Origin of the sequence: Clostridium pasteurianum DSM 525 = ATCC 6013 (genome assembly GCF_000807255.1) — a bacterium.
Lineage (GTDB): Bacteria > Bacillota > Clostridia > Clostridiales > Clostridiaceae > Clostridium_I > Clostridium_I pasteurianum.
Genome location: NZ_CP009268.1, coordinates 61,149 through 87,718, shown reverse-complemented (window position 1 = coordinate 87,718; position 26,570 = coordinate 61,149). Strand labels below are relative to the sequence as shown.

Sequence of the window (26,570 nt, the reverse complement as noted above, 5' to 3'; positions counted from 1 at the left end):
AGTTGAGAGTTATTGATGAAATTCCTATGGAATTCCTTTAATTTAATCTTTTAAAACTCCTTAGGAGTTTTTTCCTAAATTCTTAACTCTTAATTCTTAATTTTTAACTAAAAAATTATACTCTCAAAATTGCATAGTAACTGGTAAAGTAATTTTATTTCTTCGTTTTATTTTGGTCAAGCCCTCGACCTATTAGTATCAGTCAGCTGAATACATTACTGCACTTACACCTCTGACCTATCAACCTGATGTTCTTTCAGGGGTCTTACTAGCTTACGCTATGGGAAATCTTATCTTGAGGTGGGCTTCACGCTTAGATGCTTTCAGCGTTTATCCCTTCCCGACATAGCTACCCAGCTGTGCCACTGGCGTGACAACTGGTGCACCAGAGGTCAGTCCATCCCGGTCCTCTCGTACTAAGGACAGCTCCTCTCAAATTTCCTACGCCCGCGACGGATAGGGACCGAACTGTCTCACGACGTTCTGAACCCAGCTCGCGTGCCGCTTTAATGGGCGAACAGCCCAACCCTTGGGACCTACTTCAGCCCCAGGATGCGACGAGCCGACATCGAGGTGCCAAACCTCCCCGTCGATGTGGACTCTTGGGGGAGATCAGCCTGTTATCCCCGAGGTAGCTTTTATCCGTTGAGCGATGGCCCTCCCACGAGGAACCACCGGATCACTAAGCCCGACTTTCGTCCCTGCTCCACTTGTTTGTGTCGCAGTCAGGCTCCCTTTTGCCTTTGCACTCTTCGCGCGATTTCCAACCGCGCTGAGGGAACCTTTGGGCGCCTCCGTTACTTTTTAGGAGGCGACCGCCCCAGTCAAACTGCCCATCTAGCAATGTCCCGTGACCAGCTTCATGGCCTCCGGTTAGAATTCCAGTACTGTCAGGGTGGTATCCCAAGGTCGACTCCTCAGCAGCTGACGCCACTGTATCCCAGTCTCCCACCTATCCTGTACAGACAATACCGAAACTCAATGCTAAACTACAGTAAAGCTCTACGGGGTCTTTCCGTCCAATCGCGGGTAGCAAGCATCTTCACTTGCACTACAATTTCGCCGGATTCGTTGTTGAGACAGTGCCCAAATCATTACGCCATTCGTGCGGGTCGGAACTTACCCGACAAGGAATTTCGCTACCTTAGGACCGTTATAGTTACGGCCGCCGTTTACTGGGGCTTAAGTTCACCGCTTCGATTACTCTTACGGATCCCCTTAACCTTCCAGCACCGGGCAGGCGTCAGCCCCTATACATCAGCTTTCGCTTTAGCAGAGACCTGTGTTTTTGCTAAACAGTTGCTTGGGCCTATCCTCTGCGGCCTGCTAAAAGCAGGCACCCCTTCTCCCGAAGTTACGGGGTCAATTTGCCGAGTTCCTTAACAACGATTCTTCCGATGGTCTTAGGATTCTCTCCTCACCTACCTGTGTCGGTTTGCGGTACGGGCACCTTTTTCCTTGATAGAGGCTTTTCTTGGCAGTGTGAAATCAGATACTTCGCTAAAAATTAGCTCCCCATAACACCTTGACTAATCAGGCGGATTTGCCAGCCTGCACGTCTTAGTGCTTAGACGCACATCCAATAGTGCGCACATCTTATCCTTCTGCGTCACCCCATCTCTCATAACGGAGAAAGGTGGTATCGGAATATCAACCGATTATCCATCACCTACGCCTTTCGGCCTCGGCTTAGGACCCGACTAACCCTGAGCGGACGAGCCTTCCTCAGGAAACCTTAGGTTTTCGACCACTAAGATTCTCACTTAGTTCTCGCTACTTATGCCAGCATACTCACTCCTGCACTGTCCACCGCTCCTTACGGTACGACTTCAACCGGTGCAGGAAGCTCCTCTACCGCTCTTACGAGCCCATAGCTTCGGTGGTAAGTTTTAGCCCCGGACATTTTCGGCGCAGGATCTCTTGACTAGTGAGCTATTACGCACTCTTTAAATGAGTGGCTGCTTCTGAGCCAACATCCTAGTTGTCTTAGAAATCCCACATCCTTTACCACTTAACTTACACTTTGGGACCTTAGCTGATGATCTGGGCTGTTTCCCTTTTGACTACGGATCTTATCATTCGCAGTCTGACTGCCGAAATAAAAGTATATGGCATTCGGAGTTTGATAGAGTTCAGTAACTGTTGTCAGCCCCTACCTCATTCAGTGCTCTACCTCCATAACTCAATTAATCGACGCTAGCCCTAAAGCTATTTCGAGGAGAACCAGCTATCTCCGAGTTCGATTGGAATTTCTCCGCTATCCACAGCTCATCCCATGGTTTTTCAACACCAATGTGGTTCGGTCCTCCACGGAATTTTACTTCCGCTTCAACCTGGCCATGGATAGGTCACTCGGTTTCGGGTCTACAGCATGCAACTAGTCGCCCTGTTAAGACTTGGTTTCCCTTCGGCTGCGCACCATAAGTGCTTAACCTTGCTGCATACCGTAACTCGCTGGCTCGTTCTACAAAAAGCACGTCGTCACACATAAAAAGTGCTACGACCGGTTGTAGGCACACGGTTTCAGGTTCTATTTCACTCCCCTTCCGGGGTTCTTTTCACCTTTCCCTCACGGTACTGCTTCACTATCGGTCACTAGTTAGTATTTAGCCTTGGGAGGTGGTCCTCCCAGCTTCCCACAAGGTTTCACGTGTCTCGTGGTACTCTGGATTAGATCTTGCAATTTTCTCTTTTAACCTACAGGACTATTACCTTCTGCGGTAGAGCTTTCCAGAACTCTTCGGTTAAGATATTATGCAGTGATGATCTATCCACAACCCCAGGGACAAAGTCCCTGGTTTGGGCTGATTCCTTTTCGCTCGCCGCTACTAAGAAAATCGATATTTCTTTCTCTTCCTCCGGGTACTTAGATGTTTCAGTTCCCCGGGTATGTCTCCATATACCTATGAATTCAGTATACAGTACATGTCGTTAAACATGTGGGTTGCCCCATTCGGAAATCTCCGGATCACAGGCTATTTGCGCCTACCCGAAGCTTATCGCAGCTTGTCACGTCCTTCTTCGACTTCTAGTGCCAAGGCATTCACCATGCGCCCTTTGTAGCTTGACCTTGTTACTCTTTTAGGCGTTAGCCTTTTAGAGTTTAGTCTTTATTTGTTTTAATTTCAATCTTTCGATTAAAATCATATTATACAAAGGATTATTTTTTACTTTACTTTGTTTCTCTATGCAATTTTCAAAGTACATTTTAAGAGAATTGATCTCTCAAAATTAAACAGAGACAAGAGTAAGAAACCAATGTATACAACAGTTATCCTGCTGCAATTACTCCTTAGAAAGGAGGTGATCCAGCCGCAGGTTCTCCTACGGCTACCTTGTTACGACTTCACCCCAATCACTAATCCCACCTTCGGCCGCTGGCCCCATAAAGGTTACCTCACGGACTTCGGGTGTTACCAGCTCTCATGGTGTGACGGGCGGTGTGTACAAGGCCCGGGAACGTATTCACCGCGACATTCTGATTCGCGATTACTAGCAACTCCAACTTCATGCAGGCGAATTTCAGCCTGCAATCCGAACTGGGATGAGTTTTCAAGTTTAGCTCCACCTCACGGTATTGTATCTCGTTGTTCTCACCATTGTAGCACGTGTGTAGCCCTAGACATAAGGGGCATGATGATTTGACGTCATCCCCGCCTTCCTCCCGGTTAACCCGGGCAGTCTCACTAGAGTGCTCAACTTAATGGTAGCAACTAATGATAAGGGTTGCGCTCGTTGCGGGACTTAACCCAACATCTCACGACACGAGCTGACGACAACCATGCACCACCTGTCTTCCTGCCCCGAAGGGCTTCACGTATCTCTACGCTATTCAGGAGATGTCAAGTCTAGGTAAGGTTCTTCGCGTTGCTTCGAATTAAACCACATGCTCCGCTGCTTGTGCGGGCCCCCGTCAATTCCTTTGAGTTTTAATCTTGCGACCGTACTTCCCAGGCGGAGTACTTATTGTGTTAACTGCGGCACAGAAGGAGTCGATACCTCCTACACCTAGTACTCATCGTTTACGGCGTGGACTACCAGGGTATCTAATCCTGTTTGCTCCCCACGCTTTCATGCCTCAGCGTCAGTTACAGTCCAGAAAGCCGCCTTCGCCACTGATGTTCTTCCTAATCTCTACGCATTTCACCGCTACACTAGGAATTCCGCTTTCCTCTCCTGCACTCTAGATACCCAGTTTGAAATGCAGTCCCCAGGTTGAGCCCGGGGCTTTCACATCTCACTTAAGTATCCGCCTACACATCCTTTACGCCCAGTAAATCCGGACAACGCTTGCCACCTACGTATTACCGCGGCTGCTGGCACGTAGTTAGCCGTGGCTTCCTCCTTTGGTACCGTCATTATCGTCCCAAAAGACAGAGCTTTACAATCCGAAGACCGTCATCACTCACGCGGCGTTGCTGCATCAGGCTTTCGCCCATTGTGCAATATTCCCCACTGCTGCCTCCCGTAGGAGTCTGGACCGTGTCTCAGTTCCAATGTGGCCGATCACCCTCTCAGGTCGGCTACGCATCGTCGCCTTGGTGAGCCGTTACCTCTCCAACTAGCTAATGCGCCGCGGGTCCATCTCAAAGCGGATTACTCCTTTAATTAAAGCTCCATGTGAAGCTTTAATATTATGCGGTATTAATCTCCCTTTCGGGAGGCTATTCCCCTCTTTGAGGCAGGTTACCCACGTGTTACTCACCCGTCCGCCGCTAGAAACCCGAAGGTTTCTCGCTCGACTTGCATGTGTTAAGCACGCCGCCAGCGTTCGTCCTGAGCCAGGATCAAACTCTCAATTTATAAGTTTGATGTTAGCTCATCGCTTCTCTTCTCAATGAAGAGTTTGTTACTCTCAATTTTAATTTCTTAAAATCTAAAGAATTGCTGGTTTACTTACTATTCTTATACTCTGTTTAATTTTCAAAGATCAATCACTGTCATCTGACAGCTTTTATATAATAACATTAACAAAAGTATTTGTCAACGACTTATTATAATTTTTATTTAAATCTATAATAAAATTATTTTTTAAATTTAAAATAATGTATATAATCATCATTTATTTTTTATTTTATAAAAAGTAATATGATCCTTCCACTGACCATCAATAAAAAGATATTTTTCATTAATCCCTATTTCTTTAAATCCACAACTTTTTAAGAGAAATTGAGATCTTTTATTATCGATTAAAGTAGATGCTTCTAATCTATGTAAATTCATCTCATTAAATGCATATTCAATAATTTTACCCAAGGCTTCTTTCATATATCCTTTGCCCTGATATTCCTTATCAATTGAATAGCCTACTATTCCACTTTTAAATATACCATATATTATTCCAGATATCTGTATTTTACCTATAAATGTTTTATCCTTATATACACCAAAACAAGCAGCTGTACCACTTATAAATTGTTTATAGTTTTCCATTAAAACTTGATGTTGAGATTCAATTGAATAAAAACTATCTTCTCGCTTTGGTTCATAAGGTTCTAAGTGTTTCTTATTTTTTATATAATAATGTAATAAATCCATGGAATCATCAGGAGTCAGTATCTTTAAATTTATATTATTACTTTTAATCCTCAGAATATTTGTAGTATTCAAGTTACCATAAATATTATAATTTATACCAAATAATATTTCACTTTTTCTTAAATTATTATAATAAATACTATCCATTATTATACCTTCTAAAATAAACCCTAAGTCAATGAAAGGTCTTGTACAAATATCCTCATCAGCAGATATATTTACTTTATATATTTTTTTATCTCTAAACAAATGTTCTATAAAAATTTTTATAGCTTCTTTAAGATAAATTATACCTTGCGAATCATCTCTATAGAATTTAATTTTGGAATGGCAATACTTATTTTCTGTTGAAATATAAATTATATTTATCCTGCCAATTGTTATACCTAACCTGTCCCTTATTATGTATTCACTTTTAGAACCCTTTGCTAATTCCATATTTATGTGTATATCTTTAAGCATTATAATACCACCTGATTTTTATGAAATTTATTGTAAATTATCCATTTAATCATTATATCATAGATTTTTTATATTGTATGCTTAATTAACTCTCGAAAGCTTGTGATATCTTAAAATAATTTTTAAATATCATTTTAATAATTTCAGGATTATTTAATTTATCCAGGTTAAAATAATATTTGTAAATTTATTATTGTATGAAGATTTTTAATGATATTATATAATAGTCTATAAATTATTATTTTTGAAAGGTGTAAAGGTGATTTTCAATATGAATAAACAGAGCTTAAATAAATTAAAATTATTTCTTATTGGTATTAAAAGTAGATTCGAAACTGATAACTCAACATTTAATTCTATAACAGTTTCATATACTGCAGGTTTAAAAAACTTTAATGGTAATGGAACATATTACAATGACAAAATTAAATATAATTTTAATGGAAAAACAGAATTACTATATATAGATGAATTAATAGATAAGATATTAATAGATTCAAATAATTATGAATCACTATCCTTAATATATAGTGAAAGAGGTTCAAATATATTAATTTCAGCAGATAATAAAAATGTAAAAATGTCTAACCTTGACATAAAAGAAAGTAAAAACAACTCAATAGACACTAATCATACTACTACTACTTCTTCACTTTTAAATCGTAATTATTATATTAAGGTTGGAAAAGCAGATAAACTTCTAAAAGAACTAAATATAATGAGCAAAGATTATAAAATAAGAAATGATAAAATACGAAAGTATAATCAAATAGATCATTATGTAGAATTACTTGAGGGTATAATTGATAAACTTCCTAAAAACAACATAATAACTATATTAGACTGCGGCTGTGGAAAATCTTATTTAACTTTTGTATTAAATTATTATTTCACTGAAGTAAAGAAAATTAAATGCTATTTTATTGGTCTTGATCATTCTGAAGAAGTCATAAAATCTTCACAAAAAATGGCTGAAAATTTAGATTATCGAAATATGGAATTTAAGGCATTAGATATAAAACAATACAAACCAGATAAAAAAATAAATGTAGTTATATCTCTTCATGCTTGTGATACAGCTACAGATATGGCTATAGCTTTAGGTATAAAAATAAAAGCAGATGCTATAATAGCTGTCCCCTGTTGTCATAAAGAATTTTCAAGTCAATACAAATATGAACCATTTAAAGACATATTAAAACATGGTGTATTTAAAACGCGTCTTGCAGATGTATTAACCGATGGAATGAGATCTCTCATGTTAGAAGCTAAAGGATATGATGTATCTATAGTTGAATACATTTCTCCTTTAGAAACACCCAAAAATTTAATGATAAGAGCTATAAAAATTAAAGAAGAAAATGAAAATGCATTTGATTCATACATTAAACTTATGTCAGATTTAAATGTATACCCAGCTTTATATGATTTTTTAAATAATTAATTTTTTATTTTATAAATTTCAATTATTTTATATAAAATTTTTATAATCTTAAATTTACGTTATTAATGAAATATTTACTTTTATTAATAGATTTTTTCTATTAATAGATAACATATATGATACAATAATACTCATAATAAAAAATGTTATTTTAGGAGGGTGTTAAAATCAATGAGGATAATTGTTAAAAAGAGAACAATTATACTAATGCTATTATGTTTAATCCTAGGTTTTACTATTGCATACAGAATTTACGTAACCCCTAAAGCTGATTCTAAGTCTTGGACAATCACTAAATCAACAGATTCTTCTAAAAAATTTATTTCAAAAGAAACGTTAATAACTGGAATTAAGCAAAAACAAAAACTTATAACTACGGAAGTAAATCTAAATGAAAAGATGACTATAGACAATAGTTGGGGAAACTTGCCTATTTTTAAAAAAATACAAAATATAGACTTTATAGGTAGTGGTGTTTATGTAGTAGATCTTTCTTCTATAAATTATAATAATATCAGTATAAATAAAAATTTAATATCTATAGCTTTGCCAAAACCCTCTGTAGAAATGATTACTTTAAATGAAGAAAAAACGATTTATGAAACTCCTGAAAATGGACTACTGAGATTCGGTGACATAAAATTATCCACTGAAGAACATCAACAATTAATATCCACTGTAAAGAATAAAATGAAGAGCAAAATGATGGAAGATCAATATTATAATAAAGCTATAGATAACTCTCAAAAATCAATGAGAAATTTGATTACTTCCATGTCCAACGCGAACTATTCTATAAATATTAAATTTCAATAATAATCTTTAACTTTAATTATTCTAGTATTAAGTCCCTAATACTAGAATAATTAGCTCATATACTAATGAAATTAAATAAATACTTTTGTAAAAAATTTCTTATATTAATTTATACTTATTATATCTTTCATTTCGTTAAACAAACCTTTTGAGCATATATCTTCTCTAAAATTTATACAATTATTACAACTTTCACAGAGTCTTCCTACGCTCATATTAATTATTTTAAATTTAGTTTCATATGAATTACAATTTTGAGCTATTATATTTTTAATTTCACTCTCAAGCATATAAACACCACCTGTATTATTTTTTATTATTGTTTGTCATTTTATAAAAAATAATTCCTTTTAATATAAAAAGCTATTATAAAAATTCAATTCAATTTTTATAATAGCTTCAATTCAATTTATCTTGTATATTTCCTTAAATTTTGCATTTAAATACTTAATAAAATACTTCTCTGAAAGTTCTTCTCCTGTAACTTTCTTGATTAATTCTGTTGGCTTATATATTGAACCATATTTATGAATATTTTCTTTTAGCCAATTATGAATTACAGTAAAATTACCTATTGATACTTGTTCATATATATCAGATATATCTTTCTTCATTTTATTAAAAAATTGAGCTCCATAAAGATTTCCTAAAGCATAGCTAGGGAAATAACCAAAACTGCCATCAGACCAATGTATATCTTGTAATATTCCTTCTGCATCATTCTTAGGTTCTACACCTAAATAATCTTTATATTTTTTACTCCATATACTCGGAAGCTCATGTACTGAAATGTCACCATTTATAAGTAATTTTTCAATTTCATATCTTATTATTATGTGTAGGCTATAAGTTAACTCATCAGCTTCAGTTCTAATCAATGATGTCTCTACAAAATTTATCCCTCTATAAAAATCTTCCAAAGATATATCTTTAAATTGTGGAAACTTCTCTAATGCTTTTTTATAAAAAAACTTCCAAAAATATTTACTTCTACCTATAATATTTTCATAAAATCTGGACTGTGATTCATGGATACCCATAGATGCACCTTCTGCAAGTAAAGTTCCTTGAAGAGAATCTGGAATGTCCTGCTCATATATGGCATGCCCAGCTTCATGTATACAACTAAATAAAGCAGGTCTAAAGTCATTTTCATAATAATGAGTAGTTATTCTAACATCTTTATTCCCAAAATTGGTTGTAAATGGATGTATAGATTCATCTATTCTACCAGCATACTCATAATCATAACCCATACTATACATTATCTCTTTAGCAAATTTCTCTTGATCTTTTCGTGGAAAATTACCTATGAAAAATTCAATATTGGGACTATTATCTGAATCTTTTATTTTATTTAATAAATCTACAATAGCATCTTTTAAATTATTAAAAACTACGTCCAACTTTTCTGTAGTAATACCTGGCTCATATATATCTAAAAGTGCATCATATCTATTTTCTTTAAAGCCCCAATACTCAGCAAATTTCTGATTATATTCAACCATTTTCTTTAAATGAGGTTCAAATATTTCAAAATCCTTATTTATTTTAGCATTTTCCCAAGCTGCTCCTGAGATAGTGCCTGCGATTACATATTGTTTATATTCTTCTTTAGGTATCTTTTTATTTTTATAATACTCCTTAGATATTTTTTTTATAGTTCTTTTAGTTATATTATCTAAATCCTTTAGATCGCTAAAAAAGTCAATATACTGTTTAATTTTTTTTGATGTAGACATTTTATATTTTTTTTCAGAAAGATATCCTAATATTTCACTTCTATATCTAATAGCTTTACTAGGCATATTAACCATACTATCCCACTGAATTAGAGCTATTGAACTTGTTAAATATTCTAATTTTTTTAGGTATTCCTTAAGATTATTCAGATTTTCTTTAATTTCCTTTGCCAAATTTATATACCTCCCATAAGTATAATAAATTTTCTACTAATGACTATACAATACTGATTCCGTTTCTCTGCAATATCTTGTGATTAAGCACTGCCCTAAATGCCTAGGACAGCGTTTGCACATGCACTCATTAGTTTTTCCATCACATTTATTGAATTTTAATTCTAAACAATATTTACAGTTTGATCCTTCTCTGATCATTATAAGCACCTCTTACAGTATTCTATTTCTGCCTATTTTCTTGTTCTTTGTATCTTTCCCTATAAGTATTCATTATACCACTAAAAATTTTAGCACTAGTTGGTGGTGTATAAGTTATCGCATTAGCACCAGATTCAATGGTTTCCATTATTGATTCTTCCGTAGGGCCCCCAGTAGCTATAATAGGAAAATCGGGAAATCGTTCCCTTATTTTTCCAACTATATAAGCAGTTCTTTTTGCTCCTGTAACATTTAAAATAGTAGCTCCTGCATCAATTCTAGCTTGAATATCATCATATTCAGAAAGAACACTTACAACAATAGGTATATCTACAGTTTCTCTTACAAGTCTTATAACCTCATTTGAAGTAGGACCATTTAAAACAATTCCCATGGCACCCTTAAATTCTGCATCCAAAGCTAAATTAATAACTCTCTTTCCAGTAGTCAATCCCCCTCCTACTCCACAAAAAACTGGAACATCTGATGCTAAAACTAATGCTGCTGTAATTACAGGCTGAGGGGTAAATGGATATACTGCAATAACAGCATCAGCATTGGTATTTCTTATTATTGCAACATCCGTAGTAAAAACAAATGATTTTAATTTTTTACCAAATATTCGTATACCACTGGCACTTCTTATAACTTCTGGTAATTCTATCATATGACTTCTTAAGGTCCCTTTTATATCAGGAACATATTTATTATTACTCATGTAATCACCTCTATACCATATTCTTATTTATATTGTTTTTTCTGGTTAATCATAAACAAACATACTAGAGCATAGATTGGAAATTTTAAAACTTAATATACAAATATTTCTAAGTTTATATTATCACGTTAGCTACAATTTTACTATATTTAATGGTTAATAATTAACTATTAATAACTTAAATCTATACTTAAAATTATATTTCTTAATATATCGAAATTAGTTGTTTATAAGAATTAACTAAAAAAAGAATCTTTGATAAGTTAGAAAAGATTCTTTTTTACGTACTCAATAAACTATTTTCTTATTACAAATAAAATTGAATATATAAAAACTTATAGCTGTATATTTAAGAATTATCTGTAATAAAATTAATACTAATTAATTTCACTATATTTATAAGCTACAACTTCCATCATCACATCTATAAGCTTTTTCATCTTTATATCCTATATTTTGAAGTACTTTTCTAACTACACTTTTCCCTATTTCATCTTCGCACATTTCGCAAAGTGCATCTTCCAGATTGCTCCAATCAACCCACTCTACTTCATCTGATTTAATTATATTTCCACTTTCATATTTAACCATAAACGTTAACATTATTATTTCTCTTGATTTTAAATAATAACTACCTAAATACTGAGGTTCTTTAACTACTATTCCAGTTTCTTCTTTAACTTCTCTTAAAACCGTATCCTCTACATTCTCTCCATTTGTAACATAGCCCGACACTAATACCTTTGAGTTCTTAAAAATATAACTTTGTTTTAATAATAATATTTTATCATCTTTAACAACAGCTACTATTACACAAGGTTTAGGAGTATCAAAATACATCACATCATCTTTAGCGCAATAGGGAACTCCACCTTCATCATAGCTATATTTTTCTTCCAATTTTCCACCACATATAGGACAATATTTAAATTTCATAGCTTTAGTTATCCTCCTAGATATTTATCTTGTTACATTAATTATATATAAATATTATAATTAAATTTATATTTAATGTACATTATTTTATTATAACATTTATTTCATTAGATATAGTTATAAATTCTTCTCCAACATTACACTCATAAGCAAAAATGTCAACTCCATTTTCTTTAGCTTTTTTTAGAGCTTCTGCAAATTTAGGATCCATAGAATCATAGGGACTAAATGATTTCATATTATCCATTTGAAGAATAAACATGGCTCCCGCACTCATTCCATCCTTTTTCACATCAATAAGCTCAGTTAAATGTTTCGTTCCTCGTTCTGTAGGCGCATCTGGAAACTTTGCATTCCCATTTTCTTCATAAGTAACTCCTTTTACTTCTAAATAATATATATTGCCATTAGAATCTGTAAGCTTAAAATCAAATCTACTATTTCCATACATTTTTTCTTTTTCTATAGTATTAAATTTTTTTAATTTACTTATTTTACGTTGCAATAATGCCTCATAAACTAATTTATTTGGTATTTGAGAATCTATATTTATAAGTTTATCGCCTTTATATCCAGCAATCAAATCATACTTAGTTTTTCGGTTTATTCCATTCTCTTCCCTTAAAATCACCGTAGTTTTAGGTATTAATATCTCCTTACATCTGCCTGTGTTAGGAACATGAACCATAATGATTTCATTATTTAATTTTACATAAGCCTGAAATCTATTAGGTCTACTTATAAATTCTGCAGATACTATATTCTTATTTATATTCATATAATCATCTTCCATTCATATAATGTTATTATTACTTAATAAACACAATTATTATTCTTTAGGCATAGTTTAACATAGAAAGTTCTATATTTATATTGGTAATTTTGTTTAAAACTTAATAATAGCATAAATTACTATTAATTTTATATCAACATAACATGTTGATAACTTATGCACAATATAATAAATAAAGCTTTATAAATAGTTATATTGTAGTTTTATCTTTGTAGATAAATTATTAACATTATACACAATACTATATATTGAAATATTATATTTTTAAAATACAATATATATACACAGATTATAATACTTATTCACATAAAGTTGTGGATATCTAAAAAAATCTGTGTATAAATCCAATATTATGCACAGATCATATAAAAATACTATTTAAAATAAAAAAAGAACCTTCTTAAATGAAGATTCTCTTGGTGCGTCTTAAGGGATTCGAACCCCTGGCCCACGCCTTAGAAGGGCGTTGCTCTATCCAGCTGAGCTAAAGACGCATATAATGGAGCGGGTGAAGGGAATCGAACCCTCGTAACCAGCTTGGAAGGCTGGCACTCTACCATTGAGTTACACCCGCATAATGGAGCGGAAGACGAGATTCGAACTCGCGACGTTCACCTTGGCAAGGTGACGCTCTACCACTGAGCCACTCCCGCTTAAGTATTATGGTGCAGGTGAAGGGAGTCGAACCCCCATGCCATAGGCGCTAGATCCTAAGTCTAGTGCGTCTGCCAATTCCGCCACACCTGCATAAATACTTATAAACAAATGCTCAGTTAAACATTGGTGTAAAACCAAGCACAAGTAATTGGTGACCCCTACGGGACTTGAACCCATGTTACCACCGTGAAAGGGTGGTGTCTTAACCGCTTGACCAAGGGGCCTTATAATTTAAGTATTCATAGAATACTTACCCAGCGTCGACCTACTCTTCCACAGGGCTTCCCCTGCAGTACCATCAGCACATTAGAGCTTAACCTGCCTGTTCGGAATGGGAAGGAGTGTTACCTCTAAGTCATAGACACTGGATATATTAAGTTAAGAGTGAATAGTTAAAAGTTGAGAGTTATTGATGAAATTCCTATGGAATTCCTTTAATTTAATCTTTTAAAACTCCTTAGGAGTTTTTTCCTAAATTCTTAACTCTTAATTCTTAATTTTTAACTAAAAAATTATACTCTCAAAATTGCATAGTAACTGGTAAAGTAATTTTATTTCTTCGTTTTATTTTGGTCAAGCCCTCGACCTATTAGTATCAGTCAGCTGAATACATTACTGCACTTACACCTCTGACCTATCAACCTGATGTTCTTTCAGGGGTCTTACTAGCTTACGCTATGGGAAATCTTATCTTGAGGTGGGCTTCACGCTTAGATGCTTTCAGCGTTTATCCCTTCCCGACATAGCTACCCAGCTGTGCCACTGGCGTGACAACTGGTGCACCAGAGGTCAGTCCATCCCGGTCCTCTCGTACTAAGGACAGCTCCTCTCAAATTTCCTACGCCCGCGACGGATAGGGACCGAACTGTCTCACGACGTTCTGAACCCAGCTCGCGTGCCGCTTTAATGGGCGAACAGCCCAACCCTTGGGACCTACTTCAGCCCCAGGATGCGACGAGCCGACATCGAGGTGCCAAACCTCCCCGTCGATGTGGACTCTTGGGGGAGATCAGCCTGTTATCCCCGAGGTAGCTTTTATCCGTTGAGCGATGGCCCTCCCACGAGGAACCACCGGATCACTAAGCCCGACTTTCGTCCCTGCTCCACTTGTTTGTGTCGCAGTCAGGCTCCCTTTTGCCTTTGCACTCTTCGCGCGATTTCCAACCGCGCTGAGGGAACCTTTGGGCGCCTCCGTTACTTTTTAGGAGGCGACCGCCCCAGTCAAACTGCCCATCTAACAATGTCCCGTGACCAGCTTCATGGCCTCCGGTTAGAATTCCAGTACTGTCAGGGTGGTATCCCAAGGTCGACTCCTCAGCAGCTGACGCCACTGTATCCCAGTCTCCCACCTATCCTGTACAGACAATACCGAAACTCAATGCTAAACTACAGTAAAGCTCTACGGGGTCTTTCCGTCCAATCGCGGGTAGCAAGCATCTTCACTTGCACTACAATTTCGCCGGATTCGTTGTTGAGACAGTGCCCAAATCATTACGCCATTCGTGCGGGTCGGAACTTACCCGACAAGGAATTTCGCTACCTTAGGACCGTTATAGTTACGGCCGCCGTTTACTGGGGCTTAAGTTCACCGCTTCGATTACTCTTACGGATCCCCTTAACCTTCCAGCACCGGGCAGGCGTCAGCCCCTATACATCAGCTTTCGCTTTAGCAGAGACCTGTGTTTTTGCTAAACAGTTGCTTGGGCCTATCCTCTGCGGCCTGCTAAAAGCAGGCACCCCTTCTCCCGAAGTTACGGGGTCAATTTGCCGAGTTCCTTAACAACGATTCTTCCGATGGTCTTAGGATTCTCTCCTCACCTACCTGTGTCGGTTTGCGGTACGGGCACCTTTTTCCTTGATAGAGGCTTTTCTTGGCAGTGTGAAATCAGATACTTCGCTAAAAATTAGCTCCCCATAACACCTTGACTAATCAGGCGGATTTGCCAGCCTGCACGTCTTAGTGCTTAGACGCACATCCAATAGTGCGCACATCTTATCCTTCTGCGTCACCCCATCTCTCATAACGGAGAAAGGTGGTATCGGAATATCAACCGATTATCCATCACCTACGCCTTTCGGCCTCGGCTTAGGACCCGACTAACCCTGAGCGGACGAGCCTTCCTCAGGAAACCTTAGGTTTTCGACCACTAAGATTCTCACTTAGTTCTCGCTACTTATGCCAGCATACTCACTCCTGCACTGTCCACCGCTCCTTACGGTACGACTTCAACCGGTGCAGGAAGCTCCTCTACCGCTCTTACGAGCCCATAGCTTCGGTGGTAAGTTTTAGCCCCGGACATTTTCGGCGCAGGATCTCTTGACTAGTGAGCTATTACGCACTCTTTAAATGAGTGGCTGCTTCTGAGCCAACATCCTAGTTGTCTTAGAAATCCCACATCCTTTACCACTTAACTTACACTTTGGGACCTTAGCTGATGATCTGGGCTGTTTCCCTTTTGACTACGGATCTTATCATTCGCAGTCTGACTGCCGAAATAAAAGTATATGGCATTCGGAGTTTGATAGAGTTCAGTAACTGTTGTCAGCCCCTACCTCATTCAGTGCTCTACCTCCATAACTCAATTAATCGACGCTAGCCCTAAAGCTATTTCGAGGAGAACCAGCTATCTCCGAGTTCGATTGGAATTTCTCCGCTATCCACAGCTCATCCCATGGTTTTTCAACACCAATGTGGTTCGGTCCTCCACGGAATTTTACTTCCGCTTCAACCTGGCCATGGATAGGTCACCCGGTTTCGGGTCTACAGCATGCAACTAGTCGCCCTGTTAAGACTTGGTTTCCCTTCGGCTGCGCACCATAAGTGCTTAACCTTGCTGCATACCGTAACTCGCTGGCTCGTTCTACAAAAAGCACGTCGTCACACATAAAAAGTGCTACGACCGGTTGTAGGCACACGGTTTCAGGTTCTATTTCACTCCCCTTCCGGGGTTCTTTTCACCTTTCCCTCACGGTACTGCTTCACTATCGGTCACTAGTTAGTATTTAGCCTTGGGAGGTGGTCCTCCCAGCTTCCCACAAGGTTTCACGTGTCTCGTGGTACTCTGGATTAGATCTTGCAATTTTCTCTTTTAACCTACAGGACTATTACCTTCTGCGGTAGAGCTTTCCAGAACTCTTCGGTTAAGATATTATGCAGTGATAATCTATCCACAACCCCAGGGACAAAGTCCCTGGTTTGGGCTGATTCCTTTTCGCTCGCCGCTACTAAGAAAATCGATATTTCTTTCTCTTCCTCCGGGTACTTAGATGTTTCAGTTCCCCGGGTATGTCTCCATATACCTATGAATTCAGTATACAGTACATGTCGTTAAACATGTGGGTTGCCCCATTCGGAAATCTCCGGATCACAGGCTATTTGCGCCTACCCGAAGCTTATCGCAGCTTGTCACGTCCTTCTTCGACTTCTAGTGCCAAGGCATTCACCATGCGCCCTTTGTAGCTTGACCTTGTTACTCTTTTAGGCGTTAGCCTTTTAGAGCTTAGTCTTTATTTGTTTTAATTTCAATCTTTCGATTAAAATCATATTATACAAAGGATTATTTTTTACTTTACTTTGTTTCTCTATGCAATTTTCAAAGTACATCTTAAGAGAACTGATCTCTCAAAATTAAACAGAGACAAGAGTAAGAAACCAATGTATACAACAGTTATCCTGCTGCAATTACTCCTTAGAAAGGAGGTGATCCAGCCGCAGGTTCTCCTACGGCTACCTTGTTACGACTTCACCCCAATCACTAATCCCACCTTCGGCCGCTGGCCCCATAAAGGTTACCTCACGGACTTCGGGTGTTACCAGCTCTCATGGTGTGACGGGCGGTGTGTACAAGGCCCGGGAACGTATTCACCGCGACATTCTGATTCGCGATTACTAGCAACTCCAACTTCATGCAGGCGAATTTCAGCCTGCAATCCGAACTGGGATGAGTTTTCAAGTTTAGCTCCACCTCACGGTATTGCATCTCGTTGTTCTCACCATTGTAGCACGTGTGTAGCCCTAGACATAAGGGGCATGATGATTTGACGTCATCCCCGCCTTCCTCCCGGTTAACCCGGGCAGTCTCACTAGAGTGCTCAACTTAATGGTAGCAACTAATGATAAGGGTTGCGCTCGTTGCGGGACTTAACCCAACATCTCACGACACGAGCTGACGACAACCATGCACCACCTGTCTTCCTGCCCCGAAGGGCTTCACGTATCTCTACGCTATTCAGGAGATGTCAAGTCTAGGTAAGGTTCTTCGCGTTGCTTCGAATTAAACCACATGCTCCGCTGCTTGTGCGGGCCCCCGTCAATTCCTTTGAGTTTTAATCTTGCGACCGTACTTCCCAGGCGGAGTACTTATTGTGTTAACTGCGGCACAGAAGGAGTCGATACCTCCTACACCTAGTACTCATCGTTTACGGCGTGGACTACCAGGGTATCTAATCCTGTTTGCTCCCCACGCTTTCATGCCTCAGCGTCAGTTACAGTCCAGAAAGCCGCCTTCGCCACTGATGTTCTTCCTAATCTCTACGCATTTCACCGCTACACTAGGAATTCCGCTTTCCTCTCCTGCACTCTAGATACCCAGTTTGAAATGCAGTCCCCAGGTTGAGCCCGGGGCTTTCACATCTCACTTAAGTATCCGCCTACACATCCTTTACGCCCAGTAAATCCGGACAACGCTTGCCACCTACGTATTACCGCGGCTGCTGGCACGTAGTTAGCCGTGGCTTCCTCCTTTGGTACCGTCATTATCGTCCCAAAAGACAGAGCTTTACAATCCGAAGACCGTCATCACTCACGCGGCGTTGCTGCATCAGGCTTTCGCCCATTGTGCAATATTCCCCACTGCTGCCTCCCGTAGGAGTCTGGACCGTGTCTCAGTTCCAATGTGGCCGATCACCCTCTCAGGTCGGCTACGCATCGTCGCCTTGGTGAGCCGTTACCTCTCCAACTAGCTAATGCGCCGCGGGTCCATCTCAAAGCGGATTACTCCTTTAATTAAAGCTCCATGTGAAACTTTAATATTATGCGGTATTAATCTCCCTTTCGGGAGGCTATTCCCCTCTTTGAGGCAGGTTACCCACGTGTTACTCACCCGTCCGCCGCTAGAAACCCGAAGGTTTCTCGCTCGACTTGCATGTGTTAAGCACGCCGCCAGCGTTCGTCCTGAGCCAGGATCAAACTCTCAATTTATAAGTTTGATGTTAGCTCATCGCTTCTCTTCTCAATGAAGAGTTTGTTACTCTCAATTTTAATTTCTTAAAATCTAAAGAATTGCTGGTTTACTTACTATTCTTATACTCTGTTTAATTTTCAAAGATCAGTCACTGTCATCTGACAGCTTTTATATAATAACATCAACAAAAGTATTTGTCAATATTTTTTTGTGATTATATTCTTGTTTTTTCAATCACAACGATATATATAATAACACAAATAATGACTTAATATAAAACAAATAATAAAAAAATATATAAAAACTCGCTATATTTCTCCTTTTATCTATGTTTTTCTCTTAATTAATCATAATGATACGCCAGGCTAAAATATATAATTCTCATTATATATTATTTACTAAAGACCTTATACTCTAATTTTATTAGTATTGTTGATGCTAATCTAATAATATTTAAAATACTGGTAAAGCTATATATAAAATATATGCAGGAGGAAAATTACTGTTATAAAATAACATTTCATAATTTTATTATAATATTTTTAGCAGTATGAAATATTATGGAAAAAAACAATACTACGTATATACTAGGTGCTGGTTTTAATCAATGTATAAAAGATATAAATGGATTAAAACCACCACTTTCAACAAACTTTTTTAATACTATATTAAAAAATAAAAGTTATAATTACTTAAACAATAAAATAGAAATAGTATATGAGTATATATATAAATATTGGAAAAAATCAAAAGAAAATTTAATATATGATGATTTTGATTTAGAAGAATGTTTTACTTTATTACAACTTCAATTATTTGATGCTTATAATAGTAATAATCAAGTACTAATAAATAAATTATTAAGAATAAACTCTACATTAAAATTTATGTTTATAGAAAATTTATGTGAATTTGAATACTTTAGTAAATCATCAGATTTATTATTAAATTTTGCCTCACTTATATATAAAAAAAGCTCAAATATAATTACATTCAACTATGATCGTAATCTAGAAAAAGCTATAGAAGCTATATCTCATAACAAATGGAAATCATTTTTAAGTTATGGAGTAAAATTTGATACTATAAGAATCTGTTCAAATAATAATTTTAAACCTTATACAGAAAATAATTATTCAAGTAATTCTATATCTAGTTGGAACATTTTAAAACTTCATGGTTCATTAAACTGGTTTAAATGTATATATGAAAATAATTATTCATTATTTAAAAATTATAAAAGTAGTGCCTCTTATAAAAAAACCAAATTTATATTGGATGATGATTATAAATACTTTAATACACAAACGGATGAAGATTTAATAATTGATCCTCTTATAATACCACCAGTATTATATAAAGATTATTCCCAAGATATAATTTCAACTTTATGGAGCAAAGCACAAGAAATTTTATCTTGCTGTAAAAATTTAATAATTATTGGTTATTCTTTTCCACCAACAGATTTTGGAATTAAAAAACTATTATTGGAGTCTTTTGAATTTAATACATTAGATAATTTAATAATTGTAAATCCAAATACTTCACTTGTAAATACAGCCAAAAACCTTACTCATTACAATAAACCTGTACTTGTATGCAATAATTTGGAGGAATTTTTAAAATCATTTAAATAAAATTTACTTTTTTATCATATTAACTATATCTAAAATGAATCTAGCTGTTAATCCCCAAATAACTTCTTCTTTGTGATTATACATATAAATACTATGCTTATAATTTCCCCAAGGTTTGGAATAAGTTTCAGGTAAATTAAGTTTATCATAAGGTAATAATATCTTCTTTTTTCCATTACTATCTATAGTAAAAGGATGAGCCTTTATTTGAACATAATATTTTTGGGGATTGTTTTTTTCAAAGTATGACATAGGAACTGTAAAAATATATTCTACTTCTGAAGTATTAATTCTTATTTCTTCTAAACTACTAATATTTAATATACCAACATATCCATCAACCATAGCCCCAATTGGCGAAAATACTGTATTCATTCTTCCTATAACATCTATTTTTTCCTTTTTTAAGTTAAACTCTTCATAAATTTCTCTTATCGCTGTTTCCAATGAATTTTTGTCAAGTTTATCATCAAATTTTCCTCCTGGAAAACAAACTTCTCCGCCTTGACTTATATTTTTATTTCTTTTTTGAAATACAAGATGATATTCATCTTGTATTAAAATCAACGGAATTAAAACTGAAGAGTTAAAGAATTCATCTCTTCCGCTTATATCAATATCTTTCTTTAAAAAAGATCTCTTTAATTTACTTAGATTTTGTTTATTCATGTAAATCACCTTTCACTTATTGATCATACATATTTAAATTTCATATTTTCAAATGATAAATTTGTATTTATAATCAGATATCTATAATATAAATCTTATTATAATTAACTTAAAAAATAATAAATACGTACCAATTTATATATTAGATTTAATGCAATTCATATTAAGTTTGTATATCATATCCTTTCGCTCTACTACTATATTTATTTTTTTCCCAAGTGGCTCATCTAACAATATTTTTTGTAGCAGTTCCCTAGTTGGGTTTATACAAGTGGGATAGCTTACAGCATCTAACATAGTTAAATCACCAGAAGTATCTCCATAGGCATAAGATTTACTTAAATCAATATTATAAAGTTTACTTAAATCACTAATAGCTTTTCTTTTACTATTACTATCCCACATGGGTATAAATTCTCCTGTATATATATCTCCTTTTAATAAATACTTTGCTCCTCTATAATCATCAAATCCATGCTTAAGTGACATCTCCTTTACTAATTCTAAGGGACTACCTGATATTGTTATTATTTTATGTCCTCTTTCTTTATGCCACTTTATTCTATCTCTAGTGTATGTGTATACTCTATCTCCTTTTTGAGAAACAACTTGCTTTGCTATAAATTCAACTTGGGATTTATGCAATCCTTTTATAGCTCTTACATATATTTCTGCCATCTTTAATAAATAGTTATCATAATTACCTATTCTTATATCCCATTTTTCATACTCAGGTTTTACTTCTTCAAACCAAGTTCTTTCCTCAATTATTTCATATTTTATAAGTTTTTTAAATACTTCTGCTATAAGTGCTTCTCTATATAATGTTCCATCTATATCAAAAAATGCTGCTATAGTTTTCATTTATATCCCACCTTTTTAATACTTATTATATAATACAATTTACTAATTAAAAATTCTACTATTTGTAAAATCAATTATTAAAATAAGTTTTCAAATTATTTCTTACTATATTAAGAAAACATTTTGGTTAAAATAATATTGAATATATTAATTCAATATTTAATATAAAATTTCATTAAAATACTTAAGGAGAGATAAAAAATGGATAACAATAAAAATTTAAATAAAACTAAACCAAAATCTAATCCTGAACTAAGAAAGATATTTTTTAAAAATGGAGGAAGTATAGGTATTGAAAATGGAGAAAAAATTGGTACTGATTCAAATTCAAAAAAATATACAAAACGCTCTAAACTATCCCACAATAATTAAGTAATAGATATTTAAAACTTATTTTTCCCATTATAGATTAAAATAAAACACTATAAATTTATAATATGTAAATTTTATAGTGCTTTATTTTAGATATAATATTTTTAGTTTATACATGCTTTATATATATTCTATGCAATAATATATAATGTTGATTTTTTATTTCTATTATTGTACAATAGGTAAAAATATATAAAGTGGTGATATAAATGGATATAATAGAAGGTTCAATTGCACCAGATTTTTCTCTAGAAGGTTCAGATAGACAACAACATAGATTAAGTGATTATCTAGGTAAAAAAATAATATTATATTTTTATCCAAAAGATAATACACCCGGTTGTTCTAAAGAAGCAGTATGTTTTATCGAAAAAAGTGAAGATTTCAAAAAACTAAATGCTATAATTCTAGGCGTTAGTAGAGATTCATTAGACTCACATGATAAATTTATAAAAAAATTAAATATACCCTATATATTATTATCAGATAGTGAAGAAAAAATATGTAATCTATACGGAGTATTAAAAGAAAAAAATATGTTCGGTAAAAAGAAAATAGGTATTGAACGTAGTACTTTTATAATAAATGAAAAAGGTTATATTAAAAAAATTTATAGAAAAGTAAAAGTTGATGGCCATATAGATGATTTACTTAAAAATATTGAATAATATAATTGAAGTATACTTATATAAATATAATTAGGGAGGTCTCAAAAGTAATAAATATTACTTGAAGATACACTTATTTATTAAAATCTAATTTTTAATAATAAAGAAAAAAGAATCTATCTTAGAATATATGTACATTCTAAGATAGATTCTTTTTGGTGGCCAATTCTGGAATCGAACCAGAGACACGAGGATTTTCAGTCCTCTGCTCTACCGACTGAGCTAATTGGCCACATAACCCAGCGTCGACCTACTCTTCCACAGGGCTTCCCCTGCAGTACCATCAGCACATTAGAGCTTAACCTGCCTGTTCGGAATGGGAAGGAGTGTTACCTCTAAGTCATAGACACTGGATATATTAAGTTAAGAGTGAATAGTTAAAAGTTGAGAGTTATTGATGAAATTCCTATGGAATTCCTTTAATTTAATCTTTTAAAACTCCTTAGGAGTTTTTTCCTAAATTCTTAACTCTTAATTCTTAATTTTTAACTAAAAAATTGTACTCTCAAAATTGCATAGTAACTGGTAAAGTAATTTTATTTCTTCATTTTATTTTGGTCAAGCCCTCGACCTATTAGTATCAGTCAGCTGAATACATTACTGCACTTACACCTCTGACCTATCAACCTGATGTTCTTTCAGGGGTCTTACTAGCTTACGCTATGGGAAATCTTATCTTGAGGTGGGCTTCACGCTTAGATGCTTTCAGCGTTTATCCCTTCCCGACATAGCTACCCAGCTGTGCCACTGGCGTGACAACTGGTGCACCAGAGGTCAGTCCATCCCGGTCCTCTCGTACTAAGGACAGCTCCTCTCAAATTTCCTACGCCCGCGACGGATAGGGACCGAACTGTCTCACGACGTTCTGAACCCAGCTCGCGTGCCGCTTTAATGGGCGAACAGCCCAACCCTTGGGACCTACTTCAGCCCCAGGATGCGACGAGCCGACATCGAGGTGCCAAACCTCCCCGTCGATGTGGACTCTTGGGGGAGATCAGCCTGTTATCCCCGAGGTAGCTTTTATCCGTTGAGCGATGGCCCTCCCACGAGGAACCACCGGATCACTAAGCCCGACTTTCGTCCCTGCTCCACTTGTTTGTGTCGCAGTCAGGCTCCCTTTTGCCTTTGCACTCTTCGCGCGATTTCCAACCGCGCTGAGGGAACCTTTGGGCGCCTCCGTTACTTTTTAGGAGGCGACCGCCCCAGTCAAACTGCCCATCTAGCAATGTCCCGTGACCAGCTTCATGGCCTCCGGTTAGAATTCCAGTACTGTCAGGGTGGTATCCCAAGGTCGACTCCTCAGCAGCTGACGCCACTGTATCCCAGTCTCCCACCTATCCTGTACAGACAATACCGAAACTCAATGCTAAACTACAGTAAAGCTCTACGGGGTCTTTCCGTCCAATCGCGGGTAGCAAGCATCTTCACTTGCACTACAATTTCGCCGGATTCGTTGTTGAGACAGTGCCCAAATCATTACGCCATTCGTGCGGGTCGGAACTTACCCGACAAGGAATTTCGCTACCTTAGGACCGTTATAGTTACGGCCGCCGTTTACTGGGGCTTAAGTTCACCGCTTCGATTACTCTTACGGATCCCCTTAACCTTCCAGCACCGGGCAGGCGTCAGCCCCTATACATCAGCTTTCGCTTTAGCAGAGACCTGTGTTTTTGCTAAACAGTTGCTTGGGCCTATCCTCTGCGGCCTGCTAAAAGCAGGCACCCCTTCTCCCGAAGTTACGGGGTCAATTTGCCGAGTTCCTTAACAACGATTCTTCCGATGGTCTTAGGATTCTCTCCTCACCTACCTGTGTCGGTTTGCGGTACGGGCACCTTTTTCCTTGATAGAGGCTTTTCTTGGCAGTGTGAAATCAGATACTTCGCTAAAAATTAGCTCCCCATAACACCTTGACTAATCAGGCGGATTTGCCAGCCTGCACGTCTTAGTGCTTAGACGCACATCCAATAGTGCGCACATCTTATCCTTCTGCGTCACCCCATCTCTCATAACGGAGAAAGGTGGTATCGGAATATCAACCGATTATCCATCACCTACGCCTTTCGGCCTCGGCTTAGGACCCGACTAACCCTGAGCGGACGAGCCTTCCTCAGGAAACCTTAGGTTTTCGACCACTAAGATTCTCACTTAGTTCTCGCTACTTATGCCAGCATACTCACTCCTGCACTGTCCACCGCTCCTTACGGTACGACTTCAACCGGTGCAGGAAGCTCCTCTACCGCTCTTACGAGCCCATAGCTTCGGTGGTAAGTTTTAGCCCCGGACATTTTCGGCGCAGGATCTCTTGACTAGTGAGCTATTACGCACTCTTTAAATGAGTGGCTGCTTCTGAGCCAACATCCTAGTTGTCTTAGAAATCCCACATCCTTTACCACTTAACTTACACTTTGGGACCTTAGCTGATGATCTGGGCTGTTTCCCTTTTGACTACGGATCTTATCATTCGCAGTCTGACTGCCGAAATAAAAGTATATGGCATTCGGAGTTTGATAGAGTTCAGTAACTGTTGTCAGCCCCTACCTCATTCAGTGCTCTACCTCCATAACTCAATTAATCGACGCTAGCCCTAAAGCTATTTCGAGGAGAACCAGCTATCTCCGAGTTCGATTGGAATTTCTCCGCTATCCACAGCTCATCCCATGGTTTTTCAACACCAATGTGGTTCGGTCCTCCACGGAATTTTACTTCCGCTTCAACCTGGCCATGGATAGGTCACCCGGTTTCGGGTCTACAGCATGCAACTAGTCGCCCTGTTAAGACTTGGTTTCCCTTCGGCTGCGCACCATAAGTGCTTAACCTTGCTGCATACCGTAACTCGCTGGCTCGTTCTACAAAAAGCACGTCGTCACACATAAAAAGTGCTACGACCGGTTGTAGGCACACGGTTTCAGGTTCTATTTCACTCCCCTTCCGGGGTTCTTTTCACCTTTCCCTCACGGTACTGCTTCACTATCGGTCACTAGTTAGTATTTAGCCTTGGGAGGTGGTCCTCCCAGCTTCCCACAAGGTTTCACGTGTCTCGTGGTACTCTGGATTAGATCTTGCAATTTTCTCTTTTAACCTACAGGACTATTACCTTCTGCGGTAGAGCTTTCCAGAACTCTTCGGTTAAGATATTATGCAGTGATAATCTATCCACAACCCCAGGGACAAAGTCCCTGGTTTGGGCTGATTCCTTTTCGCTCGCCGCTACTAAGAAAATCGATATTTCTTTCTCTTCCTCCGGGTACTTAGATGTTTCAGTTCCCCGGGTATGTCTCCATATACCTATGAATTCAGTATACAGTACATGTCGTTAAACATGTGGGTTGCCCCATTCGGAAATCTCCGGATCACAGGCTATTTGCGCCTACCCGAAGCTTATCGCAGCTTGTCACGTCCTTCTTCGACTTCTAGTGCCAAGGCATTCACCATGCGCCCTTTGTAGCTTGACCTTGTTACTCTTTTAGGCGTTAGCCTTTTAGAGTTTAGTCTTTATTTGTTTTAATTTCAATCTTTCGATTAAAATCATATTATACAAAGGATTATTTTTTACTTTACTTTGTTTCTCTATGCAATTTTCAAAGTACATTTTACTTTGGATATTACTCCAAAATGGTGGGCTTAAATGGACTCGAACCATCGACCTCACGCTTATCAGGCGTGCGCTCTAACCAGCTGAGCTATAAGCCCATTATA

Annotated in this window: 13 protein-coding genes, 7 tRNA genes and 7 rRNA genes; 5 read left to right on the top strand and 22 right to left on the bottom strand. The window is 36.9% G+C overall.

All coding sequences use genetic code 11. The annotated features are described in order from the left end of the window. Positions 1-172 precede the first annotated feature (172 nt). The 3 genes from CLPA_RS00415 to CLPA_RS00405 all read right to left on the bottom strand — a co-directional run bounded on the left by CLPA_RS00415 (position 173) and on the right by CLPA_RS00405 (position 6,000). Positions 173-3,070 (bottom strand): 23S ribosomal RNA (locus tag CLPA_RS00415). Positions 3,071-3,296: 226 nt separating this feature from the next. After that, a 16S ribosomal RNA gene (locus tag CLPA_RS00410) occupies positions 3,297-4,803 on the bottom strand. The 16S and 23S rRNA genes sit together here, the layout of an rRNA operon. Before the next feature lie 255 nt (positions 4,804-5,058). Continuing rightward, complete coding sequence (locus CLPA_RS00405; protein ID WP_003448221.1) at positions 5,059-6,000, bottom strand: GNAT family N-acetyltransferase; 942 nt, start codon at positions 5,998-6,000, stop codon at positions 5,059-5,061. A gap of 271 nt (positions 6,001-6,271) precedes the next feature. Between CLPA_RS00405 and CLPA_RS00400 the strand changes: the two genes are divergently transcribed. Together CLPA_RS00400 and CLPA_RS00395 are read left to right on the top strand one after the other, a co-directional pair. Then, a complete protein-coding gene (locus CLPA_RS00400) occupies positions 6,272-7,444 on the top strand; it encodes a class I SAM-dependent methyltransferase (protein ID WP_003448223.1) in 1,173 nt (390 codons plus the stop codon). 171 nt (positions 7,445-7,615) lie between these two features. Next, positions 7,616-8,260, top strand: a complete 645-nt coding sequence (locus CLPA_RS00395) for a DUF4230 domain-containing protein (RefSeq protein ID WP_003448225.1) — start codon at positions 7,616-7,618, stop codon at positions 8,258-8,260. A 104-nt stretch (positions 8,261-8,364) separates the two neighbouring features. Here CLPA_RS00395 and CLPA_RS00390 read toward each other — a convergent pair whose 3' ends face one another. From CLPA_RS00390 to CLPA_RS00330, 13 genes are all read right to left on the bottom strand, one after another. Continuing rightward, positions 8,365-8,550, bottom strand: a complete 186-nt coding sequence (locus tag CLPA_RS00390; protein WP_003448227.1) for a hypothetical protein — start codon at positions 8,548-8,550, stop codon at positions 8,365-8,367. Positions 8,551-8,664: 114 nt separating this feature from the next. After that, positions 8,665-10,176, bottom strand: a complete 1,512-nt coding sequence (locus CLPA_RS00385; RefSeq protein WP_003448229.1) for a carboxypeptidase M32 — start codon at positions 10,174-10,176, stop codon at positions 8,665-8,667. Between the two features lie 223 nt (positions 10,177-10,399). Beyond that, entirely contained in the window at positions 10,400-11,095 is a 696-nt protein-coding gene (locus CLPA_RS00380) for a beta/alpha barrel domain-containing protein (protein ID WP_003448231.1), read from the bottom strand. Positions 11,096-11,491: 396 nt separating this feature from the next. Continuing rightward, the gene (locus CLPA_RS00375) at positions 11,492-12,031 is read right to left on the bottom strand and encodes an NAD(+) diphosphatase (protein ID WP_003448233.1); all 540 of its coding nucleotides are present in this window, start codon (positions 12,029-12,031) and stop codon (positions 11,492-11,494) included. Between the two features lie 82 nt (positions 12,032-12,113). Further along, positions 12,114-12,809 carry a DNA/RNA nuclease SfsA gene (gene sfsA / locus CLPA_RS00370; RefSeq protein ID WP_003448234.1) on the bottom strand — a complete coding sequence of 232 codons (696 nt, stop codon included), beginning with the start codon at positions 12,807-12,809 and terminating at the stop codon, positions 12,114-12,116. Positions 12,810-13,241: 432 nt separating this feature from the next. Then, positions 13,242-13,318, bottom strand: a tRNA-Arg gene (locus CLPA_RS00365). A gap of 6 nt (positions 13,319-13,324) precedes the next feature. Then, a tRNA-Gly gene (locus CLPA_RS00360) sits at positions 13,325-13,398 on the bottom strand. 4 nt (positions 13,399-13,402) lie between these two features. Further along, positions 13,403-13,477 (bottom strand) — tRNA-Gly (locus CLPA_RS00355). Between the two features lie 10 nt (positions 13,478-13,487). Then, positions 13,488-13,571, bottom strand: a tRNA-Leu gene (locus tag CLPA_RS00350). A 59-nt stretch (positions 13,572-13,630) separates the two neighbouring features. Continuing rightward, a tRNA-Glu gene (locus CLPA_RS00345) sits at positions 13,631-13,705 on the bottom strand. Between the two features lie 28 nt (positions 13,706-13,733). After that, positions 13,734-13,850 (bottom strand): 5S ribosomal RNA (gene rrf, locus CLPA_RS00340). A gap of 200 nt (positions 13,851-14,050) precedes the next feature. Further along, a 23S ribosomal RNA gene (locus CLPA_RS00335) occupies positions 14,051-16,948 on the bottom strand. Between the two features lie 226 nt (positions 16,949-17,174). Then, positions 17,175-18,681: ribosomal RNA gene (locus tag CLPA_RS00330) — 16S ribosomal RNA — on the bottom strand. Between the two features lie 543 nt (positions 18,682-19,224). Here CLPA_RS00330 and CLPA_RS00325 point away from each other — a divergent pair. Further along, complete coding sequence (locus CLPA_RS00325; protein ID WP_003448243.1) at positions 19,225-20,301, top strand: SIR2 family protein; 1,077 nt, start codon at positions 19,225-19,227, stop codon at positions 20,299-20,301. Between the two features lie 3 nt (positions 20,302-20,304). On the opposite strand, the gene CLPA_RS00320 is transcribed toward CLPA_RS00325, so the two are convergent. Then, complete coding sequence (locus CLPA_RS00320; RefSeq protein WP_003448245.1) at positions 20,305-20,970, bottom strand: NUDIX hydrolase; 666 nt, start codon at positions 20,968-20,970, stop codon at positions 20,305-20,307. 135 nt (positions 20,971-21,105) lie between these two features. Beyond that, the gene (locus CLPA_RS00315) at positions 21,106-21,834 is read right to left on the bottom strand and encodes an HAD-IB family hydrolase (protein ID WP_003448246.1); all 729 of its coding nucleotides are present in this window, start codon (positions 21,832-21,834) and stop codon (positions 21,106-21,108) included. 201 nt (positions 21,835-22,035) lie between these two features. Here CLPA_RS00315 and CLPA_RS21315 point away from each other — a divergent pair, with 201 nt between their 5' ends. Both CLPA_RS21315 and CLPA_RS00310 read left to right on the top strand, forming a co-directional pair. Beyond that, positions 22,036-22,206 (top strand): hypothetical protein, encoded by a 171-nt coding sequence (locus CLPA_RS21315; RefSeq protein ID WP_003448249.1) that lies wholly within the window; start codon positions 22,036-22,038, stop codon positions 22,204-22,206. 209 nt (positions 22,207-22,415) lie between these two features. Beyond that, on the top strand, positions 22,416-22,874 hold the full coding sequence (locus CLPA_RS00310) for a peroxiredoxin (protein ID WP_003448251.1): 459 nt from the start codon (positions 22,416-22,418) through the stop codon (positions 22,872-22,874). A 156-nt stretch (positions 22,875-23,030) separates the two neighbouring features. Here the strand turns inward: CLPA_RS00310 and CLPA_RS00305 are convergent. The 4 genes from CLPA_RS00305 to CLPA_RS00290 form a co-directional block, all read right to left on the bottom strand. After that, positions 23,031-23,106, bottom strand: a tRNA-Phe gene (locus CLPA_RS00305). A 5-nt stretch (positions 23,107-23,111) separates the two neighbouring features. Beyond that, positions 23,112-23,228: ribosomal RNA gene (gene rrf / locus CLPA_RS00300) — 5S ribosomal RNA — on the bottom strand. A 200-nt stretch (positions 23,229-23,428) separates the two neighbouring features. Continuing rightward, positions 23,429-26,326: ribosomal RNA gene (locus tag CLPA_RS00295) — 23S ribosomal RNA — on the bottom strand. Between the two features lie 161 nt (positions 26,327-26,487). Continuing rightward, positions 26,488-26,564 (bottom strand) — tRNA-Ile (locus CLPA_RS00290). Positions 26,565-26,570 lie beyond the last annotated feature (6 nt).

Excerpts from the sequence above, each read along its gene's own strand:
- CLPA_RS00405 (WP_003448221.1), bottom strand. The coding sequence starts at position 6,000 with ATGCTTAAAGATATACACATAAATATGGAATTAGCAAAGGGTTCTAAA.
- CLPA_RS00400 (WP_003448223.1), top strand. The coding sequence starts at position 6,272 with ATGAATAAACAGAGCTTAAATAAATTAAAATTATTTCTTATTGGTATT.
- CLPA_RS00395 (WP_003448225.1), top strand. The coding sequence starts at position 7,616 with ATGAGGATAATTGTTAAAAAGAGAACAATTATACTAATGCTATTATGT.
- CLPA_RS00390 (WP_003448227.1), bottom strand. The coding sequence starts at position 8,550 with ATGCTTGAGAGTGAAATTAAAAATATAATAGCTCAAAATTGTAATTCA.
- CLPA_RS00380 (WP_003448231.1), bottom strand. The coding sequence starts at position 11,095 with ATGAGTAATAATAAATATGTTCCTGATATAAAAGGGACCTTAAGAAGT.
- CLPA_RS00375 (WP_003448233.1), bottom strand. The coding sequence starts at position 12,031 with ATGAAATTTAAATATTGTCCTATATGTGGTGGAAAATTGGAAGAAAAA.
- sfsA (WP_003448234.1), bottom strand. The coding sequence starts at position 12,809 with ATGAATATAAATAAGAATATAGTATCTGCAGAATTTATAAGTAGACCT.
- CLPA_RS00325 (WP_003448243.1), top strand. The coding sequence starts at position 19,225 with ATGGAAAAAAACAATACTACGTATATACTAGGTGCTGGTTTTAATCAA.
- CLPA_RS00320 (WP_003448245.1), bottom strand. The coding sequence starts at position 20,970 with ATGAATAAACAAAATCTAAGTAAATTAAAGAGATCTTTTTTAAAGAAA.
- CLPA_RS00315 (WP_003448246.1), bottom strand. The coding sequence starts at position 21,834 with ATGAAAACTATAGCAGCATTTTTTGATATAGATGGAACATTATATAGA.
- CLPA_RS21315 (WP_003448249.1), top strand. The coding sequence starts at position 22,036 with ATGGATAACAATAAAAATTTAAATAAAACTAAACCAAAATCTAATCCT.
- CLPA_RS00310 (WP_003448251.1), top strand. The coding sequence starts at position 22,416 with ATGGATATAATAGAAGGTTCAATTGCACCAGATTTTTCTCTAGAAGGT.